This is a genomic window from Mycolicibacterium tusciae (genome assembly GCF_002086795.1).
Taxonomy (GTDB): domain Bacteria; phylum Actinomycetota; class Actinomycetes; order Mycobacteriales; family Mycobacteriaceae; genus Mycobacterium; species Mycobacterium tusciae.
On the sequence record NZ_MVIM01000032.1, the window covers coordinates 15,190 to 31,082 of the forward strand.

9 protein-coding genes are annotated in these 15,893 nt (G+C 61.8%); 6 read left to right on the top strand and 3 right to left on the bottom strand.

Features of this window, described 5'->3' with window-relative positions; genetic code table 11:
• Positions 1-967: 967 nt before the first annotated feature.
• Positions 968-1,843, bottom strand: a complete 876-nt coding sequence (locus BST47_RS29360; RefSeq protein ID WP_165799865.1) for a 2OG-Fe(II) oxygenase — start codon at positions 1,841-1,843, stop codon at positions 968-970.
• 175 nt (positions 1,844-2,018) lie between these two features.
• Here BST47_RS29360 and BST47_RS29365 point away from each other — a divergent pair, with 175 nt between their 5' ends.
• Positions 2,019-3,281: a glycosyltransferase gene (locus BST47_RS29365; protein ID WP_083129270.1), complete on the top strand. Its 1,263-nt coding sequence runs from the start codon at positions 2,019-2,021 to the stop codon at positions 3,279-3,281.
• Positions 3,282-3,410: 129 nt separating this feature from the next.
• Positions 3,411-4,409, top strand: a complete 999-nt coding sequence (locus BST47_RS29370; protein WP_083129271.1) for a Gfo/Idh/MocA family protein — start codon at positions 3,411-3,413, stop codon at positions 4,407-4,409.
• Positions 4,410-4,439: 30 nt separating this feature from the next.
• Here BST47_RS29370 and BST47_RS29375 read toward each other — a convergent pair whose 3' ends face one another.
• Positions 4,440-6,077, bottom strand: a complete 1,638-nt coding sequence (locus BST47_RS29375; RefSeq protein ID WP_234809923.1) for a GMC oxidoreductase — start codon at positions 6,075-6,077, stop codon at positions 4,440-4,442.
• 280 nt (positions 6,078-6,357) lie between these two features.
• On the opposite strand from BST47_RS29375, the gene BST47_RS29385 reads away from it, so the two are divergent.
• On the top strand, positions 6,358-7,626 hold the full coding sequence (locus BST47_RS29385; RefSeq protein ID WP_083129282.1) for a glycosyltransferase: 1,269 nt from the start codon (positions 6,358-6,360) through the stop codon (positions 7,624-7,626).
• Positions 7,627-7,672: 46 nt separating this feature from the next.
• Here the strand turns inward: BST47_RS29385 and BST47_RS29390 are convergent, their stop codons facing one another.
• Entirely contained in the window at positions 7,673-8,734 is a 1,062-nt protein-coding gene (locus tag BST47_RS29390) for an NAD-dependent epimerase/dehydratase family protein (protein WP_083129273.1), read from the bottom strand.
• 477 nt (positions 8,735-9,211) lie between these two features.
• On the opposite strand from BST47_RS29390, the gene BST47_RS29395 reads away from it, so the two are divergent.
• The 3 genes from BST47_RS29395 to BST47_RS29410 all read left to right on the top strand — a co-directional run.
• A complete protein-coding gene (locus tag BST47_RS29395) occupies positions 9,212-9,895 on the top strand; it encodes a class I SAM-dependent methyltransferase (RefSeq protein WP_083129274.1) in 684 nt (227 codons plus the stop codon).
• Between the two features lie 1,278 nt (positions 9,896-11,173).
• Entirely contained in the window at positions 11,174-11,404 is a 231-nt protein-coding gene (locus BST47_RS29405) for an MbtH family protein (RefSeq protein ID WP_083129276.1), read from the top strand.
• Positions 11,405-11,439: 35 nt separating this feature from the next.
• On the top strand, positions 11,440-15,893 hold a 4,454-nt coding region (locus BST47_RS29410), incomplete at its 3' end, for a non-ribosomal peptide synthetase (protein ID WP_122984572.1).

Sequence of the window (15,893 nt, forward strand, 5' to 3'; positions counted from 1 at the left end):
CCACGAAAGTACCACCCGCTGCCTGAGCCTCCCCGGGATGACCGGAGATTGCGGTAGATCAAATTGTCTGGACTTCCCGAGGCGGTTTCGCAGCGAATTCGGCGATCCTTCGAAGAAGCCTAGCGCTTCCCTCGCGACTGAACTGTGACAGGCCGCGCAAGCAGTCAGCTACTGTTCGGCACATCACGGGATCGTGGTGATCTGAGTGTTTTACAGCTAGTAATCGAAGAATCAGGCCCGTGTGAATCCCGGGTGTATACCTCGCTCCAGGAGATGTCGGGCAAGTACGCCGACTCACGCGCGGACGTAACAATACGTCCCCTACCAGAGACCCCTGACTTCAGAAGGCGCTCGATCATGGCCACCGCGCCCGAGGACCATCGAGCCGTTAGGGGACACGCGGTGATTGCGCGTTCAAGATTAATCCCCCACATAAGCCCGTATTGATCTCACTCTGCGAGAGATCCGCATCGGCGCGTTGGCCAGGGCCGCCTCCCAGACGGCAATACCGTCGCGGTGTCGGAAATCAATGTGACCGCAGTGCCTCCCCGTGAGACTTCGCCACAACGGCGAAATCGGGGTACAGGTTCGAGGATTCGATATTTATCACCGCGCTATTTATCACCAAGTTTAAGGATTCAAAGGGCAAATCTAGGTTCTCGGCATCGCCTTGCAAGAACCCCAGACCAGCCAGATTGTAACTTTCTCGGCAGAAGGCGAAGCGACGGAGTTCACGTCAAGTCCGGTGTAGGAGGACGGGTTCCGCATGAGGTATGACGCTCCGCCGGCGAAGTCCGCTGCCAACCTTCGGCAACCGTTTACCACTGAGGTCCGCCTGGGTGGCCCGTGCGATGGTGCATCTGGCTGCTGTACCGAGGGGTCAGTCGGAGGCATTGAGTGATGAGTCATCGGCGGATCCTGCACGTCCAGTCGCCTCGGCGCCGATCTGGGTGGCGAGAATCCAGTCCTAGGTGTTTTCGGTGCGGTCGCGCCCGGTCTTCTGGCGAGATTGCAGGATCATTTTCACTGGCCCGACGACGCCGAGGTTGGGATTCACGAGATGGGCAAGTGTGCTGATGAAGTAACTGAGGTTGAGTAGGCCTCGGTAGACCAGGAATCGAGCCTTCCTGACGACACCTCCCTGCTCCCCGTGCTCCTTCCAGTACGTCGTCTCGTCTCCGCTAAAGGTCTTCGTTGGAGCCGCCGTGTAGTAGTAGAGGGCTACCGATTGCCGCCATTTACCTTCGGCCACAGGCGCGGGGAAGCCATGCACTGACTCGTGGTCGGTGCGGAAGATAACGACCCTGCCCCAGTCCGGTACGACCGTCTTAGCAACGTGGTCCTGAGTGTCGTAAAGGGAGAGACAACCCCCGTCCTCCGGTGACCAGCCGTCGTTCAGATAGACGAGGACGTTGATGCGCCGGTATAGGTTCTGGGCACGGTAGTAGTGGAAGTCGGTATGCGGACTCAGGATGCCACCCGGACCACTGAGGTGCAGGCCGCCCCCGCTCAGGTGAGGATCGGGGAGCAGCTGTCCGATGCCGGTGATTTGTTCGAGCACCCTCAGGAAGCGGGGTTCGGAGAGTTCCCTGATGAGGGTTTTGAAAGGCTCCGGGATGACCTCGATATCAAAGCAGACACGCTTGTTCTGCTGGTAAAAGTCGCCCGCAGGGCCAACCCAACCTGGCCAAGAGGTGTCGGGGAAGGCACTGGATGCATCCGGGGGAAGGCGCAGGAGGTCGTCGATCACAAGGTGCGGAAATGGAGCGGCGGCCTGAAATTGACGGCTCAGCGCGGACGCGTCGCGCTCGAGTTCCTCAACATTGAAAACGGTATCCGCCACAGTAGAACCCCCTAGCCTCGAGCACAGTGACCATACAACGAACGAACGTCTAGCCACAGGATTTTACGACCATCGACTGATCTATAGCCGGACGCCCGTCCAGTGTTGAACACAACGGACATGCCACGTCGCCGACCTGGCAGACGTCTCCAAACGAAACGATAGGATCTCTGCGATGAGATTTGTGCTGGCTTTCTACGGAAGTCGCGGCGACGTCGAGCCTTCCGTTGCTGTCGGCCGTGAGCTGCTGCGGCGCGGGCACGAGGTGCACATGGCCGTCTCACCCGACCTGGTGGGTTTCGTGAAATCGGCCGGACTTACGGCTGTCGCGTTCGGGCCGGATGCGCGGAGGTGGCAGGACCTGCACCGTGACTTCATGACGCAAGTATTCGGAAAGTTTTGGAGAATCCGGGATCTGATCGGGTTAGGCCGCGAGGAATGGGCTTCGTTCGTCCGATTTTGGGAGGAGGCCAACACGACGCTGATGCCGCTCGCGGACGGAGCCGACCTGCTGTTCGCCGACGCGGGTTTTGAGCAGCCCGTCACCAATGTCGCGGAGTATTACGACATTCCGTTGGCGACGCTGCATACCTCCCCGTTGCGCGCCAAGAGCCAGTCGATCCGGCCGTCGCCGCTGATGCGCTCTGCAATGGCGTTGTCCACCTGGGTGGTTTCGCGCCTGGAGAAGAAGCTCGACGACGCGCAGCGCCGTGAATTGGGCCTGCCAAAGGCGAGCGTCCGCGCGTCAAAACGGGTCACCGAACTCGGATCGCTGGAGATACACGCCTACGATGAGATTTGTTTTCCCGGGCTGGCAGAAGAATGGGCCAACTGGGACGGGCGACGACCGCTTGTCGGTGCGTTGACGGTGGAGTTGCCGGCGGAGGCCGATGCTGACGCCGCGGCGTGGGCCGCCGCCGGAACACCACCCATCTTCTTCGGCTTTGGCAGCATGCCGCTGAAATCTCCGGCCGACACGCTCGCAATGATCGCCGCGGCCTGCGCGCAGTTGGGCGAGCGCGCCCTGGTGTGTGCTGCTGGGACCGACTTCAGCGGCATACCGCATTTCGAGCATGTCAAGGTGGTCGGCGCACTGAATTTCGCGGCGATCTTTCCGGCCTGCCGCGCGGTAGTGCACCACGGTGGCACGGGGACCACGGCGGCCGGCCTGCGTGCCGGCGTTCCCGCCTTGATCCTTTGGACGTGGATCGATCAGTCAATATGGGGAACTCGGGTCACAGAACTGAAGATAGGGACCGCCCGGCCTTTCTCGAGCGTGACCCAGGAATCGCTGGTCGATGACCTGCGCACCATCTTGGCGCCGGAATATGCCACCCGGGCACGCGAATTCGCTACCCAGATGACCAAACCGGCCGAAAGCGCCGCCGCCGCAGCCGATAACGTGGAAAAGGCAGCTCGACTGAAGCGAGTTGGCTGATTACCAAGGATGAGCGGCGTCGGCGATATCCGGCCGTTTCTTGTCGCGGTCAAAGGTTGTCAAGCAATGGCATCGCCTGAATTGTGCTCGTCTGGCTAAGTGACCGTGATCAACTGCTAGCATCGGTCCGTGTCTGATCAGGCGGCTCCGGTGCGGATCGGCATCCTGGGCGCAGCCCGCATCGCACCATTGGCGCTGATCAAACCCGCCCGAGAAGTTAGCGACATCGTGGTGGCGGCGGTGGCCGCACGCGATCTGTCCCGCGCCGAAGCCTTTGCCGCAAAGCACGGGATCACTCGAGTGCACGACAGTTACGAGGCGCTGATCGCCGATCCAGACCTGGACGCTATCTACAACCCGCTGCCAAACGGCTTGCACGGCAGGTGGACTCGCGCTGCGCTTGACGCGGGCAAGCATGTGCTTTGCGAGAAGCCCTTTACTGCCAATGCCGCCGAGGCCCGCGAGATTGCCCAACTGGCCGCGAAGTCGGGCCAAGTCGTAATGGAGGCATTCCACTACTGTTATCACCCGTTGAGTTTGCGCGCTGAGCAGATCATTGCCTCGGGGGAGCTGGGGAAGCTGAAGCGGGTGGAGGTGGCGCTGTGCATGCTGCTGCCCAAGTTCTCTGACATTCGCTACAATTATGCTCTTGCTGGGGGCGCGACAATGGATGTCGGTTGCTATGCGGTTCACATGGCCCGGACGTTCGGCGGTTCGACCCCGGAAGTTGTTTCTGCACAGGCGAAATTGCGCGATCCGCAGGTGGATCGGGCCATGACGGCCGAGTTGCGGTTTGCCGGCGGGCACACGGGGCGGGTTCGCTGCTCGATGTGGTCGTCGGCCCTGATGCAGGCCAGCGCCAACGTGATTGGTGACCGTGGTGAAATGCGTGTTCTCTCTCCGGTGGCCCCTTTTCGGCGGCTATCGGTTCGATCTGCTGAAGGCAAACGTGTAGAGCGCTTCTCGGCGCGCACCACCTACGCATATCAGCTTGACGCGTTCACTGGGGCGGTGCTGCGGGGCGAGCCGGTGAAGACGACGCCGGAAGACTCGGTGGAGAACATGACCGTCATCGATGAGATTTATCGCGCTGCGGGCCTGCCACTGCGTAAGCCGGCCGCGGGCTAATCCATTGGCCGAGTAGGCAATGTCAATCGATCAGCTGGCGAAGTGCGCCTGATCGATATGGGCGGACACCCGCAGCGCGTTGGCGGCCACCGTCAAACTCGGATTCAAACCGGCGCTGGACGGGAAGAACGAGCTGTCGACGACGTACAGGTTGTTCACTTCATGCGCCCGGTTTTGTGGGTCCAACACACTGGACTTCGGATCAGTGCCGAAGCGACACGTTCCGCAGACGTGGCCGAGGGCCTCGTTGTCTTCAGCGCCCCGCAAGGTTATTTTGCGAAATGGCTTGAACACGTCTTTCAGTAGTCCCAAAAACGTTGCGCGGCGCTCTGTCTCGCTGGCATGAAGGCGGTACTGAATCTGCAGCCGCTGGCGCCCGTCGGGGCTGGGTTGATGGGACGGCATGACACGGTTGTCCAGGTAGGGTAGGTCTTCCATCAGCGGAGCCAGCACCAGACCGCCGGTGAGGAAGCGCTCGTAAACGCGGCGCGCAGCTGGTCTCACAAAGCGCAACGCCCTCGCCTTCGGGCCGGGGCGGTTTGTCAGCAATTCCATAGGCGGCATCGAGCCGAACGATTGCACGGTGCCGTATTTCTGGCCCTCCCAGAAGTAAAAATCGTTGAGCCCGATCTCCTTGTTGGGAGCCGTGATCTTGCTATCGGACTGCGGCCAGATCTCGACCAAATCGATCAGGTGGCGCATCAAGTTGCGGCCCACCCAGTCTGAGCCGTTCGCCAGTCCTCCCGGCCAATCACCGGAGCGGGAATTGAGCAACAACACAGGAGTGACCAGCGCCCCGGCCGCGAGAACAACCACCCTGGCCGTCAGTGCCACAGTGCCCGAGCGGTCCTCGCAGATTACTTTTCGGACGTGAGTGCGGTCCGCCTCCAGGCGCACGACCCGACATTCGGGCAACAGGTGGGCGCCGTGTTCGGCGACCGCGGGGAGCACACAGTTGCGGCCGGCCTCGCCTTTGCACGACTTCTCACACAGATGGCTATGGCACGAGGCGCAACCAGCCGTGTAATCACACGCCATGGGCAGGTGGTACGGGTGTAACCCCCGGCCTACCAGATAGTCGACCAGATGCTGATTATCTGCCGAGAACGGCGGCGCTGCGGGCCGATTCACCTCGGCCGCCTCCGGCCGTAAAGGGTCGGGCTGCCCGCGCACCCCGAGCAGTTTCTCCGCGTCGGCGTACCACGGCGACAATTGATCGTAGGTAATCGGCCACGCTTCTGGCACGGTGGAATCGCCGGGGTGGCGGAAGTCCTGGCGCGGGGTGAAATCGCGAACGAAAAACCGCTCGCAGGCCATGCCATAGATGGCGGACGACCCTCCCGTGCCGCTGCCGAGGTACGGGACGAACCTCCGCGAGAAGCGTCCGCTGATGTCGAGGATCTCATCGGTGGAGCGCCCAGCCCGGGCTAGCGCGTCGTAATAGGCCTCAGCGGATCGGCCGGCCAACGGCTCGGCCACTTCGGGCAGCGCGCGAATGGTTCCCGGCTCGCCAGGCAAAGTGGAGCGGCCCTTCTCTACGAACAGCACCCTGCGGCCGGAGCGGGCCAGCGAGTAGCCGAGCATCCCGCCGCCCATGCCGGTGCCCACGACAATCACGTCCCAGGTCACACGTTCCGCCTCGCGCGCGCTCAGCCCGCCATCAGCCAACTCGAACTCCTCAGCAAATGAGAGCCAACATGTTGCCCGGCTCGGACGAATCACGAAAGTACCATTCGTCGGGTGCGGAACCCGCGCCCGCGCGCGTCTCACACACCTGCGTTCTGGTACCCGCCGCAGCCAACGACGACCATGTTGCCGTCGAAACAATGGCCGAGTGTTCAGCCACAGCGAAGCGCCGCGGGCTGGATCGCGGTCCCACGGACCAGGAATAATGGCAGACGCCCTGACGTCGCTCACGCGCACGGGACATGAAAGGCTATTACCCGCGATGAAATTTGTGCTGGCAAGCTATGGAACTCGCGGCGATATCGAGCCGTCGGTGGCGATAGGCCGCGAATTGCAGCGTCGCGGGCACGACGTGCAGATGGCAGTGCCGCCCGACTTGATCGACTTCGCAAAGTCGGCTGGACTTGCCACGAGCGCTTACGGGCTAGAGACGCGGGCCTGGCTCGACGCATACCGCAACTTCTGGACCTCCGTCTTTCGCAATGTTTGGCGGGTAGGGGAATTGCGAAAGCTCTGGCCCGAGCTATACGAGCCGCTGGTGCAGTGCTGGGAAGAGATCAGTACAACCCTGATGTCGCTGACGGATGGGGCCGATCTGCTGTTTACCGGCCTGAGCTTCGAACAGCCGGCCGTAAGCGTCGCGGAATACTACGACATTCCGTTGGCCACGTTGCATTATCTCCCGATACGCGCCAACGGCCAGCTCCTGCCGATTCTGCCGGCGCCGTTGGGGCGCGCCGCAATGGCGACATATGACTGGGTGGGTTGGCGGATGGACAAGAAGCTGGAAGACGCTCAGCGTCGTCGGCTCGGCCTACCGAAGGCCACCCGTTCAGCGTCGCGGCGGATTGCCGAACGCGGATCCTTGGAAATCCAGGCGTACGACGAGGCGTGTTTTCCAGGGCTGGCAGCCGAATGGGCGCAACGGAATTGCCAACGGCCCTTCGTCGGCGCACTGACGATGGAATTGCCTACGCCGACCGATGACGACGTCGCGGCGTGGATCGCAGCGGGACCTCCGCCAATATTTTTCGGGTTTGGCAGTATGCCGGTGGAATCCCCGACCGACACACTGGCGATGATCGCCGGGGCCTGCGCGGAGTTGGGCGAGCGAGCATTGGTGTGCGCGGGTTGGAGCGATTTCGGCGACGTCTCGGAAGCCGGGGAGGTAAAGGTGGTGCCTGCGGTGAATTTCGCGACCGCCTTCCCGCGCTGCCGTGCGGTGGTGCACCACGGTGGCGCGGGTACCACGGCGATCGGTATCCGCGCCGGGGTTCCGGCGCTGATCCTTTCGATGGACGTCAATCAGACGGTGTGGGGCAGCCAGGTTAAACGCCTGAAGGTTGGTACTACCAGGCGCTTTTCAAGCACCACGCAAGAATCTCTAGCGCAGGATCTACGCACCATCCTCACCTCTGATTACGCCGCTCGGGCACGTGAATTGGCTAGTCGCATGACCACACCCAGCGAAAGCATCTCGGCGGCAGCCGATCTCTTGGAGGAGAAAGTTCGCCTGGAACGTGTTGGCTGATGGCGAACCGAGATGTTGAGGTCAGCGACACCACGTGGGGAAGTGACTAAGAAGGCAATTCGGGTTGTTCGTCAATCCATTTGAGCAGTGCGTGCAGACCGTCCTGGAGGGTCCACTTGGGACGCCAATCAAGGTCGCTCATCGCTGGCGCGACGATGCAACTGGCGGCGCGCACATCGCCGTCGCGGAATTTGGGAACGACAATCGGTTCGGGGGCGTCACAGATAGCGGCGATTTCGCGAGCCAGGTCGTGGATGGTGGTCGCGATGCCCGACCCGATGTCGAGGGTGCGCCGCCCGGTCGCAGGTTTCTGCACCGCAGCGAACAGCGCATCGACGACATCTTCGATGAAGACGAAATCGCGGACGATACGCCCATCTTCGTAGACCTCCAATGTGCGTCGCCCACGCGCCAACCGTGCGAAGAGGGCGACTATGCCTGTGTACGAATTCGTCAAAGACTGTCCGGGTCCATAGACATTCTGTAGCCGAAGCACGCTGAGATGGGTGTCGTGCGCGGCTGCCCAGGCCGACAACATGTGCTCCTGCGCAAGCTTTGTCGCGGCGTAGATATTCGTAGGCCGAGGTTCTGTCTCATCTGCCCGGCTGGGCAGTGGTACCGAAGGTTCATCCATAGGCCCCTTGGGATCCCAGACACCAGCCATCAGCTGTGTGTGGCTGCGAGGGCGCGGATAGAAGTTGTGTGTGCCGCATCGCCATGCGCCCTCGCCGTACACTGCCCGCGACGACGCCAAGACGAGCTGGTCGGGCACGAGCGCTGAGCGGCTCAGCGCATCGAGAAGCTGCGCAGTGCCGACCACGTTGACAGATCCGTGCCGAGTCGCGTGAGTGAGCGATTGCCCGGTTCCCGTCTCGGCTGCCAAGTGGATGACCTGGGAGGGGCGAAACAGCCGCAGCACTGCATCGAGGTCAGGGGCATGGGTGACATCGCCGGTGAACAACCTCACGGATGGCGGTAGATCGATTGCGTGACGCCCACCGTGCACCTGGGGGTGCAGCACGTCCATGACACCGACCTCGTGACCCGCAGTCACGAGGCGGCGGGTCAGGGCGCACCCAATGAAACCCGCACCTCCGGTGACGAGCACGGATATTGACAAGAGCCGAGGCCTCCGGTTCGTCTGCCGAGCCGAATCAGGTGACTGTCACCAGATTCCGGGAGTATCGGCTGGTCGATAGTATCCGGAACTCGTTCGGCATTACCAAGACACTTGCTCACGAATCAGCACCGAGTGAGGGGCGTTGCGGCGGGCGGCGATTAGGTCACGCGAGAAGCTAAGTCACCGGGTGGGTTCGTCTCTGGACACTCGTGCCCTGTGTCTCCGCCGTGTGCGACTTGCTCTAGACTCTGGACTTCAGGTGACGGCGCCGGGGTTGGGTTATGTTGCTGGGCAGCTGAGCCGGGGAGGCGATGCTGCCGCTTCATTTTCGTAACTGTTGACGGAACGGGAAGGCCCGGATCACACGATGAAGTTTGTGCTGGCATCCATCTGCTTGTCCTCTACTAGGGCGAGAACCGAGCCGGTGTCGCGCCATGGCGTCCAAACACCAGGAAGGGTTGGCGCGTGAACCGCAAAAGGGTGGTTCGGCGGGCGCTCTCCGGACGAACAGAGCCCGTCTATCTGGAGATCGGTGTCAAGCGCGGGGCTGCGTTTCGAGGGGTTACCGCCGATCAGAAGATTGCCGTCGATCCGGCCTTCAAAATTCCGGCGTTGTATCGACGGCTCGCCGAGGCTAAGGCACGCGAGACCCTCTACTTTGAGATGACCAGCGACGCTTTCTTCGCAAACGAAGCGGACTTCCTCCAGGAGCGCGGTGTCGATGTAGCCCTGGTCGACGGTTTACATACTTATGCGCAGGTCTTGGCTGATGTCGAGAACACTCTGCGCTACCTGAAGGATGACGGCGTCATCGTCCTGCACGATTGCAACCCTTCGCTAGAATCTATCGGCTATCCCGCGGAGTCGATCGCCGACTTCTCTGCGCAGCACCACTGGTGGAATCTGCTCTGGAGCGGCGATGTCTGGAAAGCGATCGTCCACCTGCGAAGTACGCGAGACGACCTGCGAGTCGCGGTTTTGAAGGGTGACTTCGGCGTGGGGATCATTCGGAAGGGATCGCCGGATTCTCGGCTGCCCTACACCGTGGAGGAAGTCAAGGCCCTCGGATACGCGGACCTAAAGGCCGACCGCCGGCGGTTGCTCAATTTGAAGGGGCCGTCGTATCTTCGCGAGTTTCTGGCGACGTAGCGCGTGAGCGTGAGTAAGACGTAGCCGGGCGGTGACCTCCCGATCGGTTCCAGATTACGAGAGCAGCGAGGGAAATAACCCGTGGGTGCCCGCGTCGGGCCGAATCGGCCACAGCGTAAAGAGGCGCGCTCGTTGTCATCGGGATTGGCGCTAAACCTCGCATCGTTCGCGCCGCGGGTGCGCTTGGGCATCTTGCCGTAAAGGAGGCAGAGGGCGCGTTCGGTGCAATTCGAACGTGATGTTTACGGCAGCACGTTCGTCGACCTAAGACGGCGTCAGTATTCATCGGATATTTGCGATTCGCGGAGCTGCGCGGAATGGTGCAGTTTTCAGATACTCGGCAGGCAGAACGCCAATAGAAATTTTGGATGCGTTACGCATCAGAGATAATTGGGTGCGCACCGCATGCTGGATAAGCGGTTTGTGCAATTTAATTGTGAGAAGATCGTGATCGTTCGCTGGGAGGCCGTTAAAGGTTTTGATGCGGACAGGTGCATGATCGCAACCGATGTAATTCGGTTGTAACGAGTAGCGTCACGATATACGGACATTGCGTAACCTTGAGCCGAGTAACTTCGGTAGCTGGCCGTCCCTCGGCGGTCTGGCGATCAGCCGCATTTGCGCAGTATTCATATTTCTTCGCGCGTTGAACCCTTGCGTGTAGAAATCGAGCGTCAATGGGCGGGCGACGGGTTGTGCTGGCACAAATGAAACGACGTCGTCATCGAACCTGTTCGTGGTTCGTAGGGCTTGGCGCGACCACCGCCCTCCGTATACTTGGTAGGGGCCACGTGCCGCTCCGTGGCGCCCCACTGCGTGAAGTTGCACCTGAGGTGCGGCGCGAGGCGCGCACGACCGTGTGGGCCATCGCCGAGTACCGCGGCAGGGCGCCCCGGGAATGGGCGCACTCCCGTTCGGTGTCGACGCTTGTGGCTATAACTCCTCTGACTCAGGCGAGAAGTAGCTGTCAACTGGTTAGCGGCATCAAGATCGGGTTCGCTTTCCGGGCGCCAAAAAAGTTCACCCCGACAGAGGGCCTTAGGCTTGCCGAATCTCACAGCATTTCAAGGTTAAACGCATCATTGCAGCTCGTAGGAGCGGAGGGTGTAGGAGGTGGAGCTCTCGATCATGATCAAATTGCGAAGTTCATCACTCAGATGGTTTACTGGGACGTAAGCGGGACCCCCGGCAGGGACTTTGCCGAAACCCTGACCGACTCGGTCGGCCTCCAGTATGGTGGAACGGGTCCTGCCGAAGTCCACGAGGTCTGGGAGTAACGTGAGCATCAATCCGTTCGATGACGACAATGGCAGTTTTTTTGTCTTGGTCAACGACGAGGAGCAGCACAGCCTGTGGCCGACTTTTTCCGACGTTCCGCCCGGGTGGCGGGTGGTTTACGGTGAAGCCGACCGTGCGGCGTGCTTGGAGTATATCGAGCAGAACTGGGCCGATATCCGGCCGAAGAGCCTGCGCCAGCGCCTAGAGGCCGGCGGAGTGCTCGATAAATAGATGGTCTAAATTTGCGGACTTTTTGGGGGAGCCCGATGGATCTCGATGACCGCGCACTTCCGCTCACGCGGGCACAATTAGACATTTGGCTTGCCCAGGAAACCGGTCGCTCCGGTACCGAATGGCAGGTGGGTCTCCTCGTCCGAATCGAGGGCTCGGTAGAACACGATGCCCTCGAGTGGGCAATCCGCCGCGTGGTGCAGGAGGCCGAGCCTCTGAGGATTTCCTGCTTCGAGTCGAACGGCCAGGTCTTTCAAAAGGCGTTCGACTATCCAGACGTAGAGCTTGAGTTTCACGATTTGAGCGGCTCACGCCATGCCGTACGGGATGCCCACGAGATGGCGTCGGCAATCCAACGCACTCCAATGCCGTTGACTGGTCCGCTTTTCAAATTCGCACTATTCCAGACGGGTTCGGAAGAATTCTATCTGTTTGCCTGCCTGCACCACATCGTGGTTGACGGAGCCGGCATCGCAATGGTCGGCCAGCGGATTGCGGCTGTGTATTCTGCGATCGTTTCCGGAGAGGCTATGCCTCCCGCCTTCTTCGGATCCCTCCAGGAATTCGTGAACTGCGAGCTGGATTACGAGGCTTCTTCGGATTACGAAGCTGATGAGGCCTATTGGACTCGGAATCTTCCGCCCGCAGGCGAACCCCATTCTCGGTTGCCGGAAGCCGTTGCAGAGCGCGATGCTCACCAATTCTCCGCCCCCGTGCGATTGGACCAAGTGGTCCTTCGGCGCGTTGAAGAACTGTCCCACTTGTGGAATATGCCCCGGTCTTCGGTGCTCACTGCGGCGTGTGCCCTGATGGTGCGTGGCCGCAGTGGTGAGGGCTCGGAGGTCGTGCTCGACTTCCCGGTCAGCAGGCGAGTCCGTCCGGAGTCCAAGACGCTTCCAGCGATGGTTGCCGGCGTTGTGCCACTGGGGTTGAAGGTTTCGCCGGGATCCACCATTGCCGAATTCTGCGAGCATGTAGACATCCGACTTCGCGAAGCGTTGGAGCATCAGCGGTTTCCAGTGGAAGCCCTCGCGCGTCACACCCACCCCGCCCAGGTGGGACAACTGGCCGAGCGAGTTGCGGTCGACTTTTTCCCGACCGCATTCGCGCTGGATTTCGGTGGTGTTGTGGCATCCGCGACAATGACCAACTCCGGCCTCCCCGGCAGGTTCGGTTTGGTCTTCTCGGGCGTCGGCGACCATCTGTATCTAAGCACGTTGGGGGTCGGCCAGACATTCGCAGATCTCGACGCCGCTGAGCTGGCGGCGCGGTTGCAGCGGGTACTGATGACGATGACCGCCGATCCCGCACGGCGCTTGTCGTCGATGGATGTGCTTGATGCAGCTGAGCAGGGTCAGCTGAACGAGTGGGGTAACCGGGCGGTGCTGACCCGACCGGTCGATAGGCAGTTCTCGATTCCTGGTTTGTTTGCCACGCAGGTGGCAGCGGCACCGGATGCCGTCGCCCTGGTTTGTGGAGAGCGTTCGTGGACCTATCGCGAACTCGATGAGGCAGCGAACCGGATGGCGCACCTGCTGGCGGGCTACGGCGTCGGTCCCGGCGCGTGTGTGGCGTTGCAGTTCTCGCGCTCGGCCGAGGCGATCATGTCGATGTTGGCGGTGTTGAAAGCTGGTGCGGCCTATCTGCCGATCGATCCGGCGGTGCCCGAGTCACGAATGCATTTCATGATCGCCGATGCTGCGCCGATGGCTGCGATCACTACAGGGGCATTGGCGGATCGACTGGCAGGATGCGATCTACTGGTCCTCGATGTCGACGACCCGCGCATCGATACCCAGCCCAGTACCGCGCTGCCGACCCCGGCCGCCGATGATCTCGCTTACATCATCTACACATCGGGCACCACGGGCGTTCCGAAGGGCGTGGCGATCACCCACCACAACGTCAGCCAGCTGATGGCCTCACTGGACGCCACCTGCTTGCCACAAGGAGCCGGGCAGGTCTGGTCGCAATGGCATTCCTATAGTTTCGACATCTCCGGCTGGGAGATCTTCGGTGCGCTTCTGCGTGGCGGACGCCTTGTGGTGGTGCCCGAGTCGGTGGCCAGCTCCCCGGACAAGTTCCGGGCGTTGCTTGTCACTGAAAAGGTCAGTGTGCTCAGTCAGACGCCGTCCGCCGTCGGGATGCTGTCGACGGAGGGGCTTGAGTCGGTAGCTCTTTTGGTCGGCGGTGAGGCATGCCCGGCCGATGTGGTCGATCGGTGGGCGCCCGAGCGGGTGATGATCAATGAGTACGGCCCGACGGAGACCACGATGTGGGTCGCGCTCAGTGCGCCGCTGACAGCGGGTTCTGGTGCGCCGCCTATCGGCTCGCCGCTGCCGGGAACAGCGTTGTTCGTGCTCGACGCGTGGTTGCGGCCTCTGCCTGCCGGTGTCATCGGTGAGTTGTATGTCGCCGGCGCCAACGTCGGGTGCGGCTATTGGCGACGGTCCGGCTTGACCGCGTCGCGATTCGTAGCGTGCCCCTTTGGGGCCCCGGGAGCGCGGATGTACCGCACCGGAGATCTGGTGTGTTGGGGTGCTGACGGACAGCTGCAGTATCTGGGTCGCGCCGACGAGCAGGTCAAGATCCGCGGTCATCGCATCGAGCTCGGTGAAATCCAGACCGCGCTGGCAGAACTGGATGGGGTGGCCCAGGCGGTGGTGGTTGCCCGCGAGGACCGTCCCGGCAGCAAGCGGCTGGTCGGCTACATCACGGGCTCCGCGGATCCGGCAGAGGTGCGATCCGTGCTGGCCGATCGACTGCCCGCCTACATGGTGCCGGCCAACGTGGTGGTACTGGACGTTCTGCCGTTGACGGTGAACGGCAAGCTCGACAAACGGGCCCTGCCGGTTCCGGAATACCAGGACGCCGACAACTACCGGGCTCCGGCGAACTCCTTGGAAGAGGTTCTTGCCGAGATCTACGCGAAGGTGCTGGGGCTCGAGCGCGTTGGGGTCGACGATTCGTTCTTCGAACTCGGTGGAGATTCGCTGTCTTCGATGCGCCTTATTGCAGCGGTCAATGAGGGTCTAGACGTCCACCTTTCTATACGTAGCGTGTTCGAGGCCCCAACTGTCGCCGAGCTGGCAGTCCGCCTCGGAACCGGCGAGGATCGTATGGAACCGCTGATGCCGGTTGAGCGGCCGTCCGTGGTTCCGTTGTCGTTCGCCCAGAACCGGTTGTGGTTCCTGGACCAGTTGCACGGGCCGTCGCCGATCTACAACATGCCGGTCGCGTTGCAGCTTGACGGGCACCTAGACGTTGGCGCGCTGGGAGCAGCGCTGGCAGACGTCGTTGGACGTCATGAGAGCCTGCGCACGTTGTTCGCAGCACCTGACGGGTTGCCACAGCAGGTAGTCGTGTCGGCCGAGGAAGCCGACTTTGGCTGGGAGGTCGTTGATGCCACCGGCTGGTCGCCTGGTCGGCTGCAGGAAGCTGTCGGATCGGTCGTGGGTCACCGGTTCGGCTTGGCGACTGAAATCCCCTTGCGGGCCACACTCTTCCGTATCGATGAGGCGGCGCACGTGTTGGTGGCGGTAGTCCACCATATTGCTGCCGATGGTTGGTCGATCAGCCCATTGGTACGGGATTTGGGTGTGGCCTATGCCAGCCGGTGTGCAGATCAGGCGCCGGCGTGGGCGCCATTGGCTGTGCAGTACGTCGATTACACGATGTGGCAGCGCACCCAGCTGGGTGACCTAGCCGATGTCGACAGCCCGATCGCCGCGCAGGTGGCGTATTGGGATGATGCGCTGGCCGGCTTGCCGGAGCGCTTGCAGCTGCCCACGGATCGGCCCTATCCCGCGGAGGCGGATTACCGCGGAGCGACCGTGGCGGTGGACTGGCCGGCAGAGTTGCAGCAGCGGGTACGTGAAGTGGCCGGCAAATACGACGCGACCAGTTTCATGGTGATACAGGCGGCTTTGGCTGTGCTGTTGTCCAAGGTCAGCGCTAGTTCCGATGTGGCGGTGGGGTTCCCGATCGCAGGGCGACGTGATTCGGCACTCGATGAGTTGGTCGGTTTCTTCGTCAATACGTTGGTGTTGCGGGTGGATCTGGATGGGGATCCGACGGTCGCTGAGGTGTTGGCTCAGGTTCGTCAGCGCAGCCTGGCGGCTTATGAGCATCAGGATGTGCCATTCGAGGTGTTGGTGGAGCGGCTCAATCCGACCCGGTCGTTGGCTCACCACCCGTTGGTGCAGGTGGTTTTGGCCTGGCAGAACTGGCAGGGCGACGATCCGACCGCGGAGCTGGCTCTGGGTGACGTGGAGATCGCGCCACTGCCGGTCGATTCTCTCACCGCGCGGATGGATCTGACTTTTTCGTTAGCCGAGCGCTGGACCGAGGCCGGCGAGCCTGCCGGGATCGGTGGCAACGTGGAGTTCCGGACCGATGTATTCGAATCGGCCAGTGTCGAGCGGTTGATCGCGCGATTGCGGCGCGTTTTGGACGCGATGGCCTCCGATCCCGGGCGGCGGTTGTCGTC